This is a genomic window from Steroidobacter flavus (assembly GCF_042651805.1).
Taxonomy (GTDB): domain Bacteria; phylum Pseudomonadota; class Gammaproteobacteria; order Steroidobacterales; family Steroidobacteraceae; genus Steroidobacter; species Steroidobacter flavus.
Window position 1 is genome coordinate 1,055,889 of sequence record NZ_JBHSDU010000015.1, and the last position, 19,988, is coordinate 1,075,876.

18 protein-coding genes are annotated in these 19,988 nt (G+C 62.0%); 4 read left to right on the forward strand and 14 right to left on the reverse strand.

Going from position 1 to position 19,988, the window contains the following annotated elements; all coding sequences use genetic code 11:
• Positions 1-2 precede the first annotated feature (2 nt).
• Both ACFPN2_RS32325 and ACFPN2_RS32330 read right to left on the reverse strand, forming a co-directional pair.
• Positions 3-563, reverse strand: a complete 561-nt coding sequence (locus ACFPN2_RS32325; RefSeq protein ID WP_380604455.1) for a SiaB family protein kinase — start codon at positions 561-563, stop codon at positions 3-5.
• Positions 564-1,760 (reverse strand): SpoIIE family protein phosphatase, encoded by a 1,197-nt coding sequence (locus tag ACFPN2_RS32330; protein ID WP_380604457.1) that lies wholly within the window; start codon positions 1,758-1,760, stop codon positions 564-566.
• A 143-nt stretch (positions 1,761-1,903) separates the two neighbouring features.
• Between ACFPN2_RS32330 and ACFPN2_RS32335 the strand changes: the two genes are divergently transcribed.
• Entirely contained in the window at positions 1,904-3,547 is a 1,644-nt protein-coding gene (locus tag ACFPN2_RS32335; RefSeq protein ID WP_380604459.1) for a Na+/H+ antiporter, read from the forward strand.
• Here ACFPN2_RS32335 and ACFPN2_RS32340 read toward each other — a convergent pair.
• The 5 genes from ACFPN2_RS32340 to ACFPN2_RS32360 form a co-directional block, all read right to left on the reverse strand.
• Entirely contained in the window at positions 3,544-4,974 is a 1,431-nt protein-coding gene (locus ACFPN2_RS32340) for an efflux transporter outer membrane subunit (RefSeq protein WP_380604461.1), read from the reverse strand. The genes ACFPN2_RS32335 and ACFPN2_RS32340 overlap by 4 nt on opposite strands.
• Positions 4,975-4,976: 2 nt before the next feature.
• Entirely contained in the window at positions 4,977-6,506 is a 1,530-nt protein-coding gene (locus ACFPN2_RS32345) for a DHA2 family efflux MFS transporter permease subunit (protein WP_380604463.1), read from the reverse strand.
• Complete coding sequence (locus ACFPN2_RS32350) at positions 6,503-7,603, reverse strand: HlyD family secretion protein (protein ID WP_380604465.1); 1,101 nt, start codon at positions 7,601-7,603, stop codon at positions 6,503-6,505. Before ACFPN2_RS32350 ends, ACFPN2_RS32345 begins: the two co-directional genes overlap by 4 nt.
• A gap of 35 nt (positions 7,604-7,638) precedes the next feature.
• Positions 7,639-8,130 (reverse strand): MarR family winged helix-turn-helix transcriptional regulator, encoded by a 492-nt coding sequence (locus ACFPN2_RS32355; protein ID WP_380604467.1) that lies wholly within the window; start codon positions 8,128-8,130, stop codon positions 7,639-7,641.
• 232 nt (positions 8,131-8,362) lie between these two features.
• Positions 8,363-9,481: a TIGR03118 family protein gene (locus tag ACFPN2_RS32360; RefSeq protein ID WP_380604469.1), complete on the reverse strand. Its 1,119-nt coding sequence runs from the start codon at positions 9,479-9,481 to the stop codon at positions 8,363-8,365.
• A 157-nt stretch (positions 9,482-9,638) separates the two neighbouring features.
• Between ACFPN2_RS32360 and ACFPN2_RS32365 the strand changes: the two genes are divergently transcribed.
• Complete coding sequence (locus tag ACFPN2_RS32365; protein WP_380604471.1) at positions 9,639-9,845, forward strand: hypothetical protein; 207 nt, start codon at positions 9,639-9,641, stop codon at positions 9,843-9,845.
• Between the two features lie 73 nt (positions 9,846-9,918).
• Here the strand turns inward: ACFPN2_RS32365 and ACFPN2_RS32370 are convergent, their stop codons facing one another.
• The 6 genes from ACFPN2_RS32370 to ACFPN2_RS32395 form a co-directional block, all read right to left on the reverse strand.
• On the reverse strand, positions 9,919-12,738 hold the full coding sequence (locus ACFPN2_RS32370; RefSeq protein WP_380604473.1) for a TonB-dependent receptor plug domain-containing protein: 2,820 nt from the start codon (positions 12,736-12,738) through the stop codon (positions 9,919-9,921).
• A 135-nt stretch (positions 12,739-12,873) separates the two neighbouring features.
• A complete protein-coding gene (locus tag ACFPN2_RS32375; protein WP_380604475.1) occupies positions 12,874-13,503 on the reverse strand; it encodes an SH3 domain-containing protein in 630 nt (209 codons plus the stop codon).
• A gap of 59 nt (positions 13,504-13,562) precedes the next feature.
• Positions 13,563-14,126 (reverse strand): HdeD family acid-resistance protein, encoded by a 564-nt coding sequence (locus ACFPN2_RS32380; RefSeq protein WP_380604477.1) that lies wholly within the window; start codon positions 14,124-14,126, stop codon positions 13,563-13,565.
• 10 nt (positions 14,127-14,136) lie between these two features.
• Complete coding sequence (locus ACFPN2_RS32385; RefSeq protein ID WP_380604479.1) at positions 14,137-15,084, reverse strand: DUF5996 family protein; 948 nt, start codon at positions 15,082-15,084, stop codon at positions 14,137-14,139.
• Between the two features lie 160 nt (positions 15,085-15,244).
• Positions 15,245-16,303, reverse strand: coding sequence for a 3-deoxy-7-phosphoheptulonate synthase (locus ACFPN2_RS32390; protein ID WP_380604481.1), 1,059 nt, complete (start codon positions 16,301-16,303; stop codon positions 15,245-15,247).
• 232 nt (positions 16,304-16,535) lie between these two features.
• Positions 16,536-16,727 carry a hypothetical protein gene (locus tag ACFPN2_RS32395; RefSeq protein WP_380604483.1) on the reverse strand — a complete coding sequence of 64 codons (192 nt, stop codon included), beginning with the start codon at positions 16,725-16,727 and terminating at the stop codon, positions 16,536-16,538.
• A 459-nt stretch (positions 16,728-17,186) separates the two neighbouring features.
• Here ACFPN2_RS32395 and ACFPN2_RS32400 point away from each other — a divergent pair, with 459 nt between their 5' ends.
• Both ACFPN2_RS32400 and ACFPN2_RS32405 read left to right on the forward strand, forming a co-directional pair.
• Positions 17,187-17,876, forward strand: coding sequence for a response regulator transcription factor (locus ACFPN2_RS32400; protein ID WP_380604485.1), 690 nt, complete (start codon positions 17,187-17,189; stop codon positions 17,874-17,876).
• Positions 17,863-19,248 (forward strand): sensor histidine kinase, encoded by a 1,386-nt coding sequence (locus ACFPN2_RS32405; RefSeq protein ID WP_380604487.1) that lies wholly within the window; start codon positions 17,863-17,865, stop codon positions 19,246-19,248. The genes ACFPN2_RS32400 and ACFPN2_RS32405 overlap by 14 nt, the downstream gene beginning before the upstream one ends.
• Here the strand turns inward: ACFPN2_RS32405 and ACFPN2_RS32410 are convergent.
• On the reverse strand, positions 19,231-19,980 hold the full coding sequence (locus tag ACFPN2_RS32410; RefSeq protein WP_380604489.1) for a SapC family protein: 750 nt from the start codon (positions 19,978-19,980) through the stop codon (positions 19,231-19,233). The genes ACFPN2_RS32405 and ACFPN2_RS32410 overlap by 18 nt on opposite strands.
• Positions 19,981-19,988 lie beyond the last annotated feature (8 nt).

Sequence of the window (19,988 nt, forward strand, 5' to 3'; positions counted from 1 at the left end):
TGCTACTGAACGACGGTATGAATGGTGAGCTGCAGTCGGCCGTCGTGAGACGGCACCGGGACCAGCTCGAAATCGATGGGCTCGGCCGCGTTGCGGGCGATGGTGAGCAGCCCCAGGCCCGCGCCGCCGCTGGGACTGGCGTCTGAGCTGTACTGCAAATTGGTCAGTCGCAAACGGAATTCGAAGCGGATTTGTTCCGGCGCCAGATCTCGCAATGTTTGCAGCCGCTGCGCGATCGGCGGCGCGTTGTCAGCTGAAATGAGACTGCGCGAGCGTAAATGATAACGCTGCTCTTCCTGCCACACGGCGACCGATCCGCAGCGGACGATCTTCACATCGCGCGCCCCTTCGGGCTCGCCATGATGAATGATGTTGTAGGCCAGCTCGACGAAACTCGAGAAGACTTTTCTCGCGCGGTGGCTGTCCGCGTTCAGCGCAGCCAGCCGGGCGCGCAATGTTTCTCCGGTGGCGCCGACGATGCCGGCACTCACAGCGCCGGAGTAACTGAAGATTTCTCGTTCGGACGATTCCGGCATCATCCGCTGTGCAACGTTGGAACTCATCTAAACCTCAAACATCACTAGCGTCGCATCGTCACGGCGTGACTGTGATCCCTGCCACTGCCGATAACGTGACAACGTTTCTTCGAAGTTATCTCGCAGCCCCGCTCCAGAGGCCGCACCCAAGGACTGAGCGAACCGCGCTTTGCCGTAAGCGATGGCCCGCGCTTCACCGATTTGATCGAACAGCCCGTCCGTGGCGAGAGCGACCCGCATGCCCTTCTCCAGCGGCGTCTCGCTGATGGGCCATTCCGTATCGTCGGGCGTGTCCGCATAACCAACGCCCGGACGACCGGCAGGCAAGCAGACCCATGAATCATGACCGGCGTATGACACAAACACCGGCAATCGCGCACCGGCGAATTGCAGCCGCCCTTTGCGTCGATCGATCAGTACCAGCGACGCGTCCATGCCATCGTCGGAGCATTCGCTGGCCGAGCCGTCGAACTGCGCACGTTGCCGCTGTCCCAGCGCGGCACGGGTCCGTCGATTGATATTTGCGAGCAATGCGCTCGGATCCCAGGAGTCCACTTCCGCGATCGACGCTTCGAGATTCGCAGACATGATCATGGTCATCAGCGCCCCGGGAACGCCATGACCGGTGCAATCGAGCACGGCGACGAACACGCGATCCTGGTCGCCGCGACAGAAGTAATAGTCGCCACCGACCATGTCTCGGGGCTCCCAGAAAACCTGATGCTGCGGCAGATGCTCGGCGAGATTTTCGTTCGAGGTGTGCAGGAATGCGCGTTGGATGCGACTTGCGTAACGCACCCCCTCCAGAACTTGACGACTGCGCTCCACCTGCATGTCGGCGAGCACTTGCATGATCGTCGGCCCGCTGCAGGTGCCCGAATACTTGCCCTTCGATGTGACGATCACGCCATCCTGCAACGCCCGGCGTGAATCGCTGGCTGCAACGGCGCCCACGGTCGTAATCGAATCGTCCTCGTCGACCAGCAGCGGCTTCTTGTCCATGAACAGCGAGCAGCTTTTGTTACCGAACAGCTCGTGCTGGAAGGGTCGCGAGAAGCGTTCCAACAGGACGTGGCGCGTAATCAGCCCGACCGGCCGATCCTCGCTGACGATGGGCAACATGTCGTAGCTCGGGTTGCCTGAAAAATAATCCAGAGCCTCCACGCAGGTGTGGCGTGGAGTCAGCGCAGGGCCGGCAATCGCGAGCTGTCCGATGCGGAACATTGAACAAACAACGGTCTGAACAGATGACCGTGGCATTTTCCTGAACACCCCTCACAGCGAGGTAGGACGCAAGTCCTACTTTGTGCGAGGTTCATGAGACTGTCACAATAACGGATTGAGTCGCCTTCGTTCGGAGTCACGGGTTGGAAAGCATTACCGTCACCTTGTTCTTGCTCCTGGCAGTAGTCATGAGCGGCTGGCTGCAACGCGGCCTGCCCTGGTCGGTGCCGCTGCCTATCGTGCAGATCGCGCTCGGTGCATTGATCGCACTGGTCGCGAAAGCACCGGTGGAGCTCGACCCCGACGTGTTCTTCCTGCTGTTCCTGCCGCCGCTGCTGTTCCTCGATGGCTGGCGCATTCCCAAAGAAGGCCTGTTCCGCGACAAGGACACCATTCTTGAACTGGCCGTCGGCCTGGTGATCTTCACCGTGGTCGGCCTGGGATTTCTGATCAATTGGATGATCCCGGCCATGCCGTTGCCGGTCGCGTTCGCGCTGGCTGCCGTCGTCTCGCCGACCGATCCGGTCGCGGTCTCGGCACTCTCCTCCCGCGCACCGATCCCCAAACGACTGCTCCACATTCTCGAAGGCGAATCGTTGCTCAACGACGCGTCGGGCCTGGTCTGCATGCGCTTCGCCGTCGCGGCGACCATGACAGGATTGTTTTCGCCGCTCGCCGCAGTGGGCACGTTCCTGTGGCTGGCGCTCGGCGGCATCGTCATCGGCGTGGTCGTCACGTGGGCGATCACGCGCATCAAGGACTGGATGGCACGCCGGCTCGGCGAGGACACCGGCTCGCAGATTCTGATCAGCCTGCTCATTCCTTTCGGCGCCTACCTGCTGGCGGAACATCTGCACTGCTCGGGCATTCTTGCCGCCGTCGCCGCAGGCATCACGATGAGCTATGCCGAATTGACCGGCCGAGCGCTCGCCACCACGCGTATGCGTCGTACCGGCGTGTGGGACACGATTCAATTCGCGGTCAACGGCGTCATCTTCGTTCTGCTCGGCGAGCAAATGCCCAAGCTCATCGAGGGCGCGGCGCGGGTCGTGCAAGACGCGGGACATCACGATCCGCTGTGGCTCATCGTGTATGTCGTCGCGATCAATGCGGCGCTCGCCGCGCTTCGCTTCATCTGGGTCTGGGTATCGTTGCGCCTGACGCTGTTTCGCGCATCGAGATCGTCAGGAACGCAGGCCAAGCGCCCGAGCTGGCGATTGGTCGCAGCCACGTCGCTCGCGGGTGTCCGAGGCGCGATCACGCTCGCCGGTGTGCTGACGCTGCCATTGCTGCTACCCGATGGCTCGCCCTTCCCGGCCCGCGATCTCGCGATCTTCCTCGCCGCAGGTGTCATTCTCAGCTCACTGGTCGCCGCCACGATCGGCCTGCCGTTCCTGCTCGGCGGTCTGCAAATTCCGCCCGAGCCAGCGCATGACGAACAAGAGGACGCCGCGCGAGTGGCGGCTGCGGAAGCGGCCATCAAAGCCATCGAGCATGCCCAACACGAGTTGAGCCGGAACCGCGACGACGTCGATCTCTATGCGGACACCGGCGCGAAGATCATGGACGTGTACCGTGCACGCATCACCAGCCAACCTCACAGCGCCGAGGAAGCGGAGAAGATGCGGCTGATCGGCGAGATCGAACGTCAGCTGCGGCTCGCGGGCCTACGAGCAGAGCGCGACGAGCTGTTTCGCCTCGTGCGCGCGAGGCAGCTGCCCGAAGAAACCGTGCGAAAGCTGGTGCGTGAGATCGATCTGCTAGAAGCGCGGCTGACTTCGATTTAGCCGCCGCTCAGATTCGAGCCACCCACCGCAAGCAACAGTTGGGCGGTATTCACGAAGCGCTTGGATTGCGCATCCAGCAGTCCAAGCCGCGCCTGCAAGCGCTGACGTTCGGCATCGAGCACCGTCAGCACGCCGACGTTGCCCGCGCTGTAACTTCTGCGAGCCAGATCTACGCTGGAGTTCGCCGTCTCCACCGCTTCGGTCTGCGACACCAACAGCTCTTCGTCATGTCGAGCCGCTTGCAGTAAGTTCGCGACTTGCCCGAACGATTCCAGCACGGTCTGCTGATAGTTCGCGGCGCTCACCTGCACCGCCTGCAACGCTGCGCGACGCTCAGCCCGTAATGTACCGCCGTCGAACAACGGCGCCGTAATGCCGCCAATGACGCCCCACGCGAGACTCGAAGCATCGAACAATCGTCCGGTGCTCGTGGACTGCATGCCCACGTTCCCGGACAGCGTGATCTGCGGATAAAGGTTTGCGGTGGCCACTCCGACCGCAGCCGTCGCCGCATGCAACTGCGCCTCGGCCGACAGGATATCCGGCCGACGCCGCACGAGCTCGGACGGCAAGCTCACCGGCAACTGATCCGGCAGTCGCAGATCGCTCGCCGAAGCGAACTTCGTTTGTGAATCGGCCCAATCAGCGGGCGCCTTGCCCAACAACACCGCGAGCGCATGTCGCGCCGTATCCAATTGCTGGCGCAGCGGCGGTAGCAACGTCGCATCCTGAGCCAGCTGCGATCGTGCGCTCAGCTCGTCCACCTTGGTCACGATGCCGGCCTTCTGCGCGCGAGTCACCAGATCGAGATTGGTTCGATCTTCAGCCAGCAGGTCCTCGAGCGCCTGGATCTGCGCCTGCGTGAACACGATGGTGAAATACTGAACGGCCACATTGCCGGTGAGCGACAACCACGCAGCGTCGAGCTCGCGCTGGTAATACTCGGTCAGCGCCTGCTGTTGCTCGATCGAGCGAGCGACGCCGCCGGTGTAGTCGAGCGTGTAGCGAACATCGGCGCCAATAGCGTAGTAAGTAAACGTCGGCAGGTGGAAATCACCGAGCGCTTGGGCGCCCATCTGCTGGCGGCCGGTGCCACCGGTCAGATTCACTTTCGGCAAGCGCGTGCCGCTGCGTGCCGCCAGCAATTCTTCCGCTTGAGCCAACGACGAGCGGGCCGCGGCGAGCGTGAAGCTCCCCTCCTTCGCCTGCTGCATGATCCGGTTCAACTCATCGTTCTGAAACACCGTCCACCAATCGTTGGGCGGCGTCTCGCCATAGATGATGCGTTGGGTTGGATCGGCCACCGCCGTGTAGCGGCTGGTCGTCGGCGCGTCCGGACGTTTGAAGTCGGGCCCGATGGCGCAGGCCGACAGCGCAACCATCACGCCGGCCGTTACAAAACTACGAAACATTCGACTCGTCATCATCTTTAATCCGCATGCACGGCGACCGGCCCGCTGCTTTGAGCCTTGCGCAATAGCAAGACCAACGGCGTCACCGCCAGTGTCATGATCAACAGCAGCTTGAAATCGTTGATGTAGGCGATGAGCGTCGCCTGATGCGTCACCACGCCATCGATGGCTTGCAGGCCATACAAGGTCGAGGCATCGAACACCGGGTGCGTGCGCGTCGCCAGATCGTACGGCGTGACGTGCTCGACCAGGCGCGCATGCATGAACTGCACATTGCGAGTCAGCAGCGCAGTGACCATCGCCACGCCAATACTGCTACCGATGTTTCGGAGCAGATTGAAGATGGCGGTCGCTTCATTGCGCTGACTCGGCAGCAGCGTGCCGAACGCAATCGTCGTCAGCGGCACCCAGGTGAAGCCCAGGCCGAAGCCTTGAATCACGCCGCTCCAGATCACCAGGCTGTCGTCCATCTGCGGCGAGAAGCCCGTCATCAGCCACAACGACAGCGAGGTGGTCAACAGACCGAACGTAACCAACACCCGCGCGTCGATCTTGTTGATGACCCGCCCCACGATGAACATGGCAGCGAACGTTCCCAGACCCCGAGGCGCGGTGACCAGGCCGATGGTCACGACCGGATAGTCGAACAGGCCCTCGAGCAACGGCGGCAGCAATGCCAGGGTCGCCAGCAGCACGATGCCGATCAGAAAGATGAAGATCGAGCCCAGCGCGAAATTTCGATCTTTGAACAACCCGGGACTCATGAACGGTTCGCGCGCCGTCAGGATGTGCACGATGAATAGATAGAATGCGACCAGGGCAATCGCGCCCTCGATGACGATCTCGGTCGAGCTGAACCAGTCGAGCAGCTGGCCGCGATCGAGCATCAACTGCAAACTTCCGATCGCGACGCTCAACATCGCAAAGCCGAAGAAGTCGAACGGCGTGCGTCGTAACGGCGTTTCATGCAGGAACCGCGAAGCGATCAGGAACGCCAGCACGCCGAAAGGAATATTGATCAGGAACACCCAGCGCCAGCTGTGCGTCTCCGTCAGCCATCCGCCGAGCGCGGGGCCGAGAATCGGGCCGAGCGTCACGCCCATCGCCCACATCGCCGTTGCCTTGCCGTGCTGATCCCTCGGATACAGATCGAGCAGGATGGCCAGCGACAAAGGCACGAGACCCGCGCCGGCGACGCCTTGAATGGCGCGATAGATCACCAGTTCCGTCAGACTGTGCGCCAGCCCGCACATCGCCGAAGCGATGGTGAACAAAGCGACCGAGGAGACGAAAACTTTCTTGCGCCCGACCGGGCCGGTCAGCCAGCCCGACAGCGGCGTCATGATCGCGACGCCCACGATATAGGACGTGAGCACCCAGCCCATCTGTTCCTGCGTCGCCGACAACGTGCCTTGAATCCGGGGCAACGCGACGTTGGCGATGGTGGTGTCCAGCGACTGCATCACGGAGCCCAGCATCACCGACAAGGTGATCCAGCCGCGATGACGCAGTTCCTCGGCCGATGCTGTTGGCAGCGAATCGCTCATCGATCGGTCGCAGCCACCGTTTCAGTGGCCGGTTCGGCAACAGTGTCGGAACGCAGGCCGAACAGCGTGCGCTGACGGCGAGTGTCCACTTCGACATTCGCGCTCAAGCCGGCACGCAGCGGAATATCCGCGGCCGTCTTCAGCTCCAGTCGCACCGGTAAGCGCTGCACGACTTTCACCCAATTGCCCGACGCGTTCTCTGCAGGCAGCAATGAGAACTCGGCGCCAGTGCCCGGGCTCACGCTGACCACGGTGGCTTCCAGCTTGTGGCCGGGATACGCATCGATCATCACTTCGGCCAGCTGTCCTTCCGCCATGTGCGTCAGCTGCACTTCTTTGAAGTTGGCTTCGATCCAGACGTTCTGCGAAGACACCAGCGCGAACGCCGGTGTCGCCGCGTTGAGGTAGTCGCCGACCTGCAACTGCTCGACCTTGGTGACGATGCCGTCCGACGGCGCGGTGATCGTCGTATAGGAGAGATTCAACTTCGCGCGATCCAACGCGGCCTGTGCCTGCTGGACGCTGGGATGATCGTCGACCGCGATGTTTGGATCGCCACCGAGCCGTGCAAGTACCGCAGTGATCTGCTCGCGTGCGGATTCGAGGTCCTGACGGGCGGCATCGCGTGACACCTGCGCCTTCTCGACTTGTGCCTGAGAAGAAATACCCGGCTCGAGCAGGCCCTGCTGCCGCGCCAGTTCTTTCGTCTGATAGTCGAGGGTCGATTGGGCGGAGCTGCGGTCCGCCAGACGCTGCCGGTACGTCGCCTTGAGCGATTCGACTTCCAGCTTCGCCGAAGCGAGCCGCGCTTGCGCCTCATCTACCGCGATCAGGAACGGACGCTCGTCGAGACGGAACAACAAGTCGCCCTTGTTGACCCGCTGGTTATCGCGAATCGCCAGCTCGCTCACGCGGCCGGCGACGTTGGCGCTGATCGAGATCTGCGCGGCGCGCACGTAGGCGTCGTCGGTCTCCTCGTAGCGGCCACCGGTTACATATATGTATGCCGCCACGGCCAGCGCCAGCACCGGCCCGGCGATCATCAGCGGACGGCGCAGCTTGCTCACAGACTGTTCATTCGAAACGGAGTCGGACACGGAATCGCTCATCGGTTGCGGGTCATTCATGGCGGTCACTGAGCCTTCTTGCGAATCGGCACCGCGGCCGCGGGCTTTGCGGTCGCGACCATCGGCTCGACCTTGCAGGTCACCAGGTTCTGGTAAACGTGCTCGAGCAGGCTCATCAATTGATTGCGCTGCTCGGCGTTCAGGCCAGCCAGCGCTTCGGCGCGCATCTGCGCGGACAGCTTGTCGATCTGCTCCAGCACCGGGGTCGCGCCGGAAGTCACATACAGCGTGCGGGCCCGGCGATCGTTCGGATCGGGCCGCCGCTCCACCCAGCCGTCGCTCTCCATGCGGTCGAGGATGCGCACCAGGGTCATGGGCTCGATCTCGCAGATCTCGGCGAGCCGTTTCTGACTGATGCCCTGGTTACGAGCCAGGTTGAACAGCGCCTTGCATTGAGGCAGCGTCAACGACAGTTCCTGGGCCAAGATCTCGAAGCGCTTGGTGTACAGGCGCTCGAGGTTCTTCAGGATGAACCCGAAGTTCCGAATGCGATCCACGGCGACTCCGATAGGGGGACGGGGGTGGTCGCCCGCTATCGGGCGATTTCGTACCGCACTATATGGTCATCGCTGAGATAGTATCAAGTGATATTATATTTAGTGTGAGCGAATTCACGGGCGAGGCCTTCCTGGCCCCGCCCGCGGGTTAACTTAGGTCAAGAAATCGTCCGTATGCAGGGCGCCCAGGCTGATCGCCCATGTCGACATTTATCCGGTCGATGTCAAAGAGTCATTTGCTGACCGCGCTGATCACGCCATACGCGCCGTCGCTCTCGTCGTTCGGACCGGCGGCCCAGAAGAGCGAGTTCGTCTCTTGTCCCGAGATACCGTTGCCGAACTGCATGCCCCACAGCCCGTCGACGTGCAGGGGCTTGTGATCCGCGCCGCTCAGCGCGCCCAGGAATTTGCCCGAGCGCGGCCCGAAGGCGTTGATCGTGCCATCGCCCAGGTTGCCGATCAGCAAGGCCCCGCCGAACCCACCGAAGCTCGCAGGTGCCAGCGCGATACCCCAAGGCGCATTCAGCGGACCGCGAGTGGCGATCCGGCGGATGAGATGGCCTTCCGGATCGAACACGTTGACGATGCCCAGCCCGGCGCCCTGCTCCTCCTCATCGCCGCCCTCCTCTTCCTGCTTCGCATACGTCACATAAATATCGCCGCCGATCGCCTGAATGCCGAACGGGGCATAGAGCTTGGGAAGCTTCGAATCGGTGAAGCCGCCGGGCACGCTCACGGACTTGAATGTGCCGTCGAAGACGTCGATACGTGCCTGACTGAAGTTAGCGGCATATAAAAGGTGGGTCGTGCCGTTGCCGCTGAGCGCGAGGCCGGTGTAGTGGGCCTTCTTGCTCGAGTTATCGACGGCCTGGATGGCGTTCGTGGCATTCACATTGGGCGCCCAGCCGGCAATCGTTCCCTGCTCGGTGGCGAACAGAAAACGGGCCGGTCCGTTCGTGGTTCCGTTGCTCACAACGAAGTCCATGCCTCCCGAGAAAACGATGCCGGTCGGATTGCCTTCGCCGCCGCCGGGCCCGGGGACGGTCACGACCAGGGATTGCGGCTGGCCATTGCCGTCATACAGCACCGACTTGCCCGCATCCGCGGCGTTCACCCAAACGAACCCATTCGGGTTGAAGGCCACGCCCCAGCCATTGATCAGGTTGGGATCGGTGAAGTTCGCCGGGATGCCGCCATTGGACACCAGCACCTTCGATTCATAGACAGTCTGCCCGTTGCCGTTGCCATTGCCATTGTTGTTATCGTTGTCGTGCGCGAGCGCGGGCAGGGTCGGTAGAGTGAGCGCGATCCATACAAAGCTTGACCACGGAAAGAGTTTTGCGTTACTCATGAGTTGGATCCCCGGGGCGGATGGGTAAATTCGCGCACGCCGACGTCAGCGCGTGCTCGTTGGTAAGTACCGAGTGATCGAGCTGCGGTTCATCTTCGCGGGAGCTTGGTCCATCGGTCATGCGTTATGCGATGACACTGTCAGTAACAGAGGCACCATGAGTACGAAGACCACCACGGCAAAGAAGTCGACCACGGCGAAAGGCGCCGCTCACAAGCCCAAGGCCAAGACCGCCAAGGCCAAGCCCAGCTGGGCCGAGACCATGAAAAAGGCGCTGGAAAAACGCCAGTCCACGGGCGGCTATCCGCAGCAACCCAAGCCGCGCGATTCCACCGTGCAGCCAGTGCGGAAGAACGCTTTCTAGGCGTCGCCGTGCATGTGTTGCGGCGTCATTTGAAAGCGGCCGGCCATCGAGCCGGCCACTTCTGCTCTTTCTCTTAGAGCTTGATGTTTACGCCCGCCAGATAGAACCGCCCCAGCGGGCTATCACTCATCGCAAACCCATCTCGCAACCCCGACCGCGTTCCATTACCGGAGTACGCGCCGTTAGGCGCATCCGCGTTGAACACGTTCTGGACGTTCACGTAGTACTCCATCTTCATCCCGCCCATCTGATGCTCGTAGGCCAGGTTGATGTTGGTGGTCGCGAACGACTCGACATGGTTGCTCACCCAGTACTGAGTGGGGTCGCCGCCGAGGTTCATGGAATTGCGCCAGCGTTCCATCAGATCGACGGTGAAATTCTCGAACGGCTGGAATCTCACCAGGCCGGTCAGTCGTACGCTGGGGCTGGCGGCCGCGCCGAGCGGGCCGAAGCCGACGCCGCCCTGGTCGGTCACGGGCAGATTGGGCTGCCGATAGAAAATGTGCGGCTGATACGCGCCCAGGAAGCGAACCGCGAACGGACGATCGAACAGCGTGCTGTTCCAGTTCACTTCCAAATCGGCGCCGTACGTTTCGATCTCGGAAATATTCAGCCACACGTTGTACCAGGCAGTCACGGCGTTAGCGGCCGATTGATCCGCGAAACCATTCGGTCGATCCTGCAGATCGCAGTAAGGCGACGTGCCGCCGCTCGCGTAACACTGATTCTGGAACGCCGTGGTCGCGCCGTTCACTTGAGTGATGGCGTCGGACACGACGATGCGATAGCCGTCCAGCGCAACGCTCAGCTCCGGAATCGGTCGCCATATGAAGCCCGCGGTAACGGTGTTGCCGATCTCCGCCGTCAAACCCGGATTGGACCGGTCGCGCGATTGAACACGCGGCGACGTGTTGGTCAGCAAGTCGGTGGGCTGCACGTAGACGAAATTGTCCGGCGCATACAGATCGCTCAGCGTTGGGGCGCGAATGTCACGTGAGCGAGTCGCGCGGAACTTCAGTGAGTCGAGAATCTGCCAGTCGACGCCGAACTTCCAGGTCCAATAGTCGCCGCTGGTGTTGTAGCTCGTATAACGGCCGGCGGCACTGAAGTTGATCGAGTCCTTGACGATGGGCACGCCGAATTCGAGCGCGGTTTCCCAAACATTCTGGCTGACCTTGGGCACATCGGCGAACGACTGGATCCAGATCGGATCGCCATCGCGGCAATTGTTGAAACGAATGCCCAAGCCGGCGCAGTTCAGCACATCCGTCGGCTCGCCATCGCTCTCGCCCTCGAACGATTGATCGCGATATTCACCCGACAGCGCCACATTCACGGGACCGGCCCAGAGCTCGAACGGCGAGCCGCTGATGTAGGCCGAGACATCGCTCATGTTCGTCTCGCCTTCGAAGCGCGTCGGTTGCATGACGTAATCGAAGGCCGCCGCATTCGCCGCGGTCGGGCCGAACACATTCAAGGGCACGCATCCCTGACCCAACGACGGATTGGTCAGCGTGATGTTACAAACGATGTTGCCGCTGGTATCCCGAACCGCATCGAGCGCGTACGCGAGACGCTGCGCATTGATGTTCTTACCCAGCGTGGTTTCCAGCTGAGTCGTGCCGAACACATAGCTCACGCCCCAATCGTAGTCGCCCAGCGCGCCTTTCAAGCCCGCCGTGTACACGCGCTGATCCGACTTCGAATCGGACTCGAAGCGCGGACCGTTCTGGAGCAAGCCGGTCATGCGAAACGTCGGCTGCGCGGCCATCGCGGCCTGATACGTCGAGCTCAGGAAGGCGTTCTGGTTACTGAAGTTGCGGTCGTACTGCAAATATTCGCCGAAGACTTCGTTGGTCTTGATGTTGCCGGCGATCTGCACATAGCCCTGCAGGGTGTCGGTGAGGTCATATTGGAAGCGGCCGAAGAACTGGTGCCCTTCCATGGGCGCCAGCAATGACGAATCGTAGTAACCGCCGTCACCGCCGATCTGCAGACCGTTGGTGCCGGTGGCCGTGCCCGCCACGAACGGGCTCAACACACCATCGGTGCTGAACGTCTGGTTCGCATAGACGCCGCTCCGGATCAGGCCGCCGAACGGGTACTGGGCCTGCCGCACGTTCGTGTACATCTCATACGGATTCTGCGCGGTGCCTGGGCTCGCGGTGCCGGGCACCGATCCGGCGACACCGACCAGATTCATATAGGGCCGGTCGGAACGGGAGAGGATGCCCTCTTCCTTCCTGTACTCGTAACTGACTTCGACGTGGCCGCGACCGTCGAACAAAGAGGTGCCCGCCGCAATCGCCGCGTTGTACTTGTCCGCGTCGCCGTAATCTGAAACGCCGCCATTGACGCGGGTTTCGAGGCCCTCGAATTTTTTGTTGAGGATGTAGTTCACGACGCCGCTGATGGCATCGGAGCCGTAGACCGCAGAAACGCCGCCGGTCACCGTGTCCACCCGCTGCACGAGCATCTGAGGAATCAGGTCGACGTCGACGATGCCGTTGATGAGTGTCGGCGGCACCCGCAAACCGTCGAGCAACACCAGGGTGCGAATCGCGCCGACGTTGCGCAGGTTGAGTTGATTGGCAGAGGCGTTGCCCGCCGACACGGTCCCGGTCGAAGTCGGGTTGCTGCCCGAGCCGCGCGATCCGGAGAAGACCGGCAGAATATTGAGCGCATCGGCAAGCGTTCCCGGCTGCGCCGCCAGCACCTCTTCGGTCGACACGACGGTGACCGGCGTCGGGCTGTCGTCGCCGTTGGTGATCACGCGCGATCCGGTGACCGTCACCTCTTCGAGCGCCGGCTCATTCTCCGCCTGCGCGAAGCTCAACGTGGAAACCATGCCGGCGCCGCCGGCGATCAGCATGGCAGCAATGCGTCGATCCATTGTTGTTCCCCCCAGTGTCATGCACGCGCTGGCCATCGCTGGCAGCGCGCTGTTGTCAGAGTGCATTCTGCCTACCGCAGCGGTCCGTGGAGGAAACAGATACGGGTGCGGAGCGATTAGTTTTTGTTGTCGGGCTTAGTAAATCTTCAGGCCGCCGAATCTCTTGCGGAGACGGCGTGCGAGCATCTGATAGCCGCCGGCAAAGCTCGCAGCGCCGACGAGCAGCAGGGCCACCAGCCACCCCAGAACACCGCCGGTTGGATCAATGACGGGGAAGGCGGCGGCCTGGATGGGCGCCTCGGGCGTGGGACATTCCAGTGTCTTTGGGCACTCGGCCGGCGGGGCGGCGACGGGTGTAGCAACGCGTGCTTGCAGCTGACCGACCTCCCCTCGCAGCGTGGCGTTTTCTTTCTTGAGTTGCGCGATCTCATCCGCCGATGCTTTGTCTACTCGAGGCGTCGGATTGGTTTGCTGAGCTTGCAGCTCGCGAAGGCGCACGATCGCGGGCGCATCGTTCACCAGATAGTTCGCGCCCACCCAACCTTCGCGACCGTCTTCCAATCGGACGCGAACCTGATTGCCGGAGCGCTCCAGTTCCTCGACGGCATCGCCTGTTTGAATGGTCGCGACGCGCTCGCTGCCCTGCGCAGCTTCGGCATAAACATTCAGCACCAGCTTGTCGGAAACGAAACGTTTCTCGGGAACCTGCGCAGCCACCGCGGTTGTCGCAAGGATCAGACAGTAGAGCGCCGCTGACTTTTTCATAGCGGCGATGTTTTCAGAGTTGCCCGGCGCGGGCAACCGCCGAACCTGAACGGCCCGGCTTACCGCAGCGTGCGCAGCTTGAACGCGGCGACGATCTGCAGAACGCCGTAGATCAGCGCCCCCGCCCCGATCCACCAGGCGGTGATGACCAGCCCGGTCAGCGGGCTCGCGAGGAACAGCACGCCCAGCAGAATACTGAGCAGGCCGCTGAGCGCGATCAGCCATTCTCCCTTGATCTCCTCGCGCACCCGGATCGCGAAGATGATTCGATAAATACCGGCAACGATCAGCCACGCGGCCAGGAATAACAACAAGCCACCCGCCGCGGCCACCGGGTTGGTGATCGCAACGACACCGAATGCAATCGACATCAACGAATAGAAAATCGCCCAACCTTTGGACACCGCGACGTTGTCTCTGAAAACAGCAAACAAGCTCACGATACCTTCGGCCAGTGCCAGCACGCCGATCGCCCACACCATCGCAGCGGCGGCGGACAACGGCCGCGCGAGCGCAAACAAGCCGAAGAGCACGCCGAGGATTCCGTATAACAACAGCACCCACCAGCTCCGGCCGACCAACGACAGAAACCCGGGCATTGTGTGTCGTTCTACGGTGCTCATGTTCATCTCCTCATTCAGAGGTAACGCGACCGCGAGGCACGCCTGGCGATCCGATAGCGCACTCCAGCGCCGCGCGATCCCACTTGCCAGTGACGGCCGCCGCTTCATAGGTCGACTGAAGAAAGCTCAGCAACTCCGCCGCCGGATCTTTAGCAGTACGCACCTGCTCGTATGGCAAAAGAAACTCACCGAGGGTTTCGCTGAAAGACGCGCCCGCCGGCTGCACTCGATATTCCTTGAAGCCCGGCGGCGGTGGATACGCATACGAATAAAACGCCGCGTCGGCGCCCGCCCCGCCCGGCCAAAAGCCGGCGCTGCTCACTTCATGCGAATAAGCTTCCTGCATCACGTCCTGACGCAAGCCCGGTGCCTTGCCGGTGAACAGCGGCGCAGTCCGGCCCGAGAAACGCGTCACCGCCAGATCGAAGCTGCCCCAGAAAAAATGCACCGGGCTGCTCTTGCCCAGAAAGCCGGTGCGAAATCGTTTGAAGACCTGGTCGCACTGACGCAGCACCTGACTGAAGCGCTGCACGTATTGCCGATCGTAAGAGGCGTGCGTGCGATCCTGCGAGAAAGGAATCGCGTCGGGAATCTCGCTGGGCTGATCGTCGATCTCGATTTCTATGCCCAACGAGCGAAGCGCGGCGAACACAGCGGACCGGAAATCCGCAACCGACATGGGCTGCAAGCGAATCCGGCGATTCTGCGCGTCGCTCACTTCGATATCGAGATGGTGCTGCAACAGATCGAAGCGCAGCTCGAAGGTGCGATCGCCATCGGGAATCGGCGAAGTCGTGAGACCGCTCGGCGTCACATACAGCGCCACCTGCCAGCCGTGATTGAGCCACGGCGCGCGGGCCAACCGGATTTTGCCGACGATCTGCGTCCAGAGATGCAGCGTCGTGCAGGTGTCGCTCCATGCCGCGTAGGGCAGCTCCGGCCAAGGGTCCTGACTCATTTGCAGCTCGCCTCGCAACCGGTCCAGATGCGGAGCATCTTCCGGCCGCGAATGCGCCAACGGCAAGTGGGCAACGGCCCTCAAAGCCCGTGGCAAAGGGCAAGCGGCGACGGCCGAAGCCGTCGCGATCGTTGAAAGTCCTACAGGAAGACAGCGTCGCTTACGCTGCGGCTCGACGCGCTCGCACGGCGCTGGCGAGCTGTTCGAGCACGCGCACCGAAGACTGCCAGTCGATGCATCCATCCGTGATGCTCTGACCGTATTCCGGCGATTTGCCGGCCACCAGATCCTGGCGACCCGCCTTCAAATGACTCTCCACCATCACACCGCTGACGCGGCGCTCGCCGGCTTCGATGCGTCGGGCGATGTCGGCGATGACCAGCGGCTGATTCTCCGGCTTCTTCGAGCTGTTGCCATGACTCACGTCGATCATCACGCGCACCGGCAACTTGGCGGCGTCGAGTTGTTTGGAAACGGCATCGATGCTGGCCGCATCGTAGTTCGGTTCCTTGCCACCGCGCAGGATCACGTGACAATCGCCGTTGCCGCTGGTCGTCGCGATCGCACTGTGACCTTGCTTGGTCACGGCCAGGAAATGATGAGGAAAGGACGCCGCCTGCACTGCATCGATGGCGATTTTCACATTGCCGTCGGTGCCGTTCTTGAAGCCCACCGGACACGACAGGCCCGAAGTCATCTCACGATGCACCTGGCTCTCGGTGGTGCGGGCACCGATCGCGCCCCAGGCCACCAGGTCGCCGATGTATTGAGGAGTGATGATGTCGAGGAATTCGCAGCCCGCCGGCAGGCCGAGATCGTTGATGTCACAAAGCAGCTGACGCGCAATGCGCAGGCCGCGATTGATATTGAAGCTGCCGTCGAGATCGGGATCGTTGATGAGTCCCTTCCAGCCCACGGTGGTGCGCGGTTTCTCAAAATAAACACGCATCACGATTTCCAGCTCGCCCCTGAAGCGCTCGCGCTGCTCCCGCAGCAGATGCGCATATTCCATCGCCGCCTTCGGATCGTGAATGGAGCAAGGCCCGATCACCACGCCGAGGCGGTCGCCCCGCCCGTGCACGATGTCCTGCATTGCTTTGCGGCCCTGTTCGACGGTCGCGGCGGCGGTGTCGCTGCAGGGATGCTCGCTCATCACTTGATGAGGGGTGACCAGCTCGCGGATTTCACGAATGCGTAGGTCATCGGTACGGGCGTTCACAGTGGGCTCCAGTGGGCCAGGTCGGGCGGTCCAAAAAAAAACCGCCAGTTTTGCTGGCGGTTTCTTCGGGTGACTCGGTTATCGTTTCGTCAAATCGAGTTCAGTCCTACCGCCTGCGGCATTGGATAGCTAAAGTAAAACCAATAGCGGGCGAAGGATTGATACATGGAGCGTTTGATAGCACAGGACTGTTACGGTCCGCAAGGACTGAGTCACAAATCGACCGTTGGTACTAGCCTGCTCCCGCACCGAAGTTCCAGCGCAAGGCCAGGGTCACAGATCGATCCTTCGAGTCGCCTTCGAAGTGACTCAGACCGTACGACGCCCACCAGACTGTCTGTGTCAGATCCGGGTTGTACTCACCCGTCATGTCCCACTTCACGTCCGGCACATAGAAGTAGCGATAGAGACAGATAAGTTTCATCCGTAACATTCTCTGCCAGCAGCCCGAGTCGCAGCGACGGCGAGATCTCATATTGCGCGCCGACATCGAACAAGTGATAACCCGCGACGCTGTAATGCTGTTCGACGTAATCGACCAGCAACTCATGAACACCTTCGCCGTGCGAGTGGGCTATAGGCGTCGGGCGAGCGGTGCCACCGTGGAAACACGCGGCCGATAGCTGCAATTGATTCAGTTCATCGTCACCCGCAGCCACCGCCTCGGGCGTCGGCGCCGGACAGTGCAGATGTGCGTCGTCATCGAGGAGCGGCATGCATTCGCGGCTGATAGAGGATGACTGCCTGATGGTCCCGGTTAAACGACCCGCCAGGCCGAAAAACGCAGCACCGGCGCCGCCGCGCTTGACGTCCCGGGCCGCCGCTCTAATATCGTCGCCATGTTGGCGACCATGAAATACAGGCACTTACCGGCGGCGGCGCCATGACGGCCCGCGTCATGCTGGTGGAAGACGACTCGGTGCTCGCCGGTGCGCTGACCAGCGTATTACAGGATGCGGGCATGGACGTGCAGGTGTTCGCGCAGGGCGAGCCGGCCAGCGAGCGCTTGCAGAAAGAGAGCTACGATCTGCTGCTGCTGGACATCGGCCTGCCGGACATCGACGGCTTCGAATTGTTGAGTCGGCTGCGCGCCCACAACACCAGCATGCCGGTGCTGATGCTGACGGCCCGGGACGCGATTTCCGACCGGGTGCACGGGTTCGATCTCGGCGCCGACGATTATGTGGTGAAGCCCTTCGCCGTCGACGAGCTGATGGCTCGCGTGCGCTCGCTGCTGCGTCGTCACCCTGCCCGCTCCGGCAAGCTCACGCACGGCTCGATCACCATGGACGTTGCCGCCAAGCGCGCATTCAATGGCGAACAGCCGCTGGATCTGTCGGTGCGCGAATGGTCGGTGCTCGAGCACCTGATGAAGCACACCGATCGGGTCATCAGCAAACAGGAGTTGACCGAAGCCATCCGCGGCACCGACGCGAATATTTCGCCCAACGCGGTGGAGGTTTACATCTCCCGCTTGCGGGGCAAGCTCGAAGAGGCCGACGTGCGCATCCGGACCATTCACGGCTTCGGCTACATGCTCGAAAGCGTGCAGCCTGGAAATGCGCGGCAATAGCATCCGGCTCCGCCTGCTGTACTGGCTGGTCGGCCCGCTCGCGGTGATCGGGCTGGTCGGCGGCTTCGCCACTTATTGGCTGGCGTGGATTCCCGCTCGCAATGCTTACGATCTGGCGCTCGCCAACGCCGCCTGGGAGCTTGCGACCCGACTGCAGACCGCCAACAACGGCCTGCTCACCGAGCTGCCGCTGCAAATCGAACAAGGCCTGCGCGCCGATCGCTTCGATCAAATCTTTTTTTGCGTGCACGATCGCAACGGCATTCTGTTGAATGGCGATCGTGGCCTGCCCTCCGCGCCGGTGCCGCACGATCTGGACAAGCCGGTGTATTACGACGGCGATTACGGTGGACTGCCGGTGCGACTGGTGTCATTGCCGACGCTATCGGCCGGCGAGCTGGTCGTGATCACGGTCGCCGAGACCACGCTCAAGCGCGAGCGCGGTCAACGCACCATCATCGTCACACTCGTCACGTGGGGCCTGGCACTGACCTGCGCCATCGTCGTCGTCGGCTGGGTGGCCACCGGTCGGGCATTGTCACGACTCGACCGGCTGCAGAGCGATATCGCGAAGCGCTCGCTGCGAGATCTGGCTCCCATCGATGAGTCGGTGGTGCCGATTGAAGTGCGGCCGCTCGCGACCGCCATCAATGCGTTGCTGGAACGAATCGCCGACGCCGCCCGAGCCCAGCAAAGTTTCCTCACCGACGTCGCGCATCAGTTACGCACGCCGCTCGCAGGATTGATCACACAGCTGTCGGTCGCCGAACGTCAATCGGACTCGGTCGAGGTTCGCAATTCGATCGCGGTCATGCAGGGTACGGCGACGCGCACCGTGCGATTGGCGAATCAATTATTGGCGCTCGCTCGTGCCGAGCCCAGCGGCTTTCACGCCGAACGACTGCGGCCGCTGCAACTTCCCGACATCATCCAACGTTGCATCAACGACTGGGTGCGGCTGGCCGATCAAAAATCCATCGAGCTGCATTTCGATCTGAATCAGGCGCCGGTGCTGGGCGACGAATTCCTGTTACGCGAGCTGCTCGACAATCTGTTGACGAACGCGGTGATCTACACGCCCGCGGGCGGCCACGTGCTCATCGGCTGCCAGGTGAGCGACGGCGGCTCGCTGGTCTTCGTGGAAGACAGCGGCTCGGGCATTCCGCCGGCCGAGCGCTTGAAAGTGTTCAATCGTTTCTATCGCATGCCGGGCACCAATGCCGACGGCAGCGGCCTGGGATTGACGATCGCGCGCGAGATTGCGCGCGATCATCTGGCCGAGATCGAGATCGCCACGCCGGCGAACGGTACGGGAACCCGGGTCGAAGTCCGCTTCCCGCCGCCCGCTAGGACGTCATCGAGCTCGCGTTAAGGCGCTCAGCGTCGACCAATTCTGCAGCGACTGCAGATGGAAATGCAGGAGCGGTAGCCAGCCGCGCTTGTGCAGCTCCAGCACCTGCGAATCGTCGAGCGTCCGCAAGCGCTCCGGATTCAACAAACGAAAGCCCTGCAAGGTGAACGTCTGGCCATTGCCCAGCTCGGCTCGCGCCATCTTGCCTTCCAGCATGTCGTTCTGGTCCAGCCACTCGCCGAAACGGTGCGTGTCCTGGTAGTGGATCTGAAACGTTTCGTTGAACTTGAACGAGCGCTGTAACGACTCGCTGGGCTTGCCCTCGACAAAGAACGGCGCAGTCGAGCTTTGCTCGAAGCTGTCCGCGCCCTCGTCGACGCACAATATCAGCTGCCGCGAGTCCGGCACTTCGGAGAAGATGAAGGGATAACGCCGGACGTACGCGGGAATGTAATAACCCTCGCGCCATCGGCCCTCCGCGTCGACAAACAGATTCTCCTTGTCACGCAGACCGACGACCGCGAACGGCACCGTCGGCGCGTCCTTGGAGAACACGACCGGATAGTGACGTGCGGCATGCACGATCTCCGAAGCCGTCAATGCAATCGCATTGGTCTCGCGCGAGAAACCGAAATCGATCCGCTCCCGCAGACCGGCCGTCGCATGACGGCCCGGCTCCACGGGCACGGGGTTCTTATAAAACAGCGGCAGCGTCGGGGCCGGTGCCGGTACGTTCTGAATAGCTTGAGTCATGAGGATTC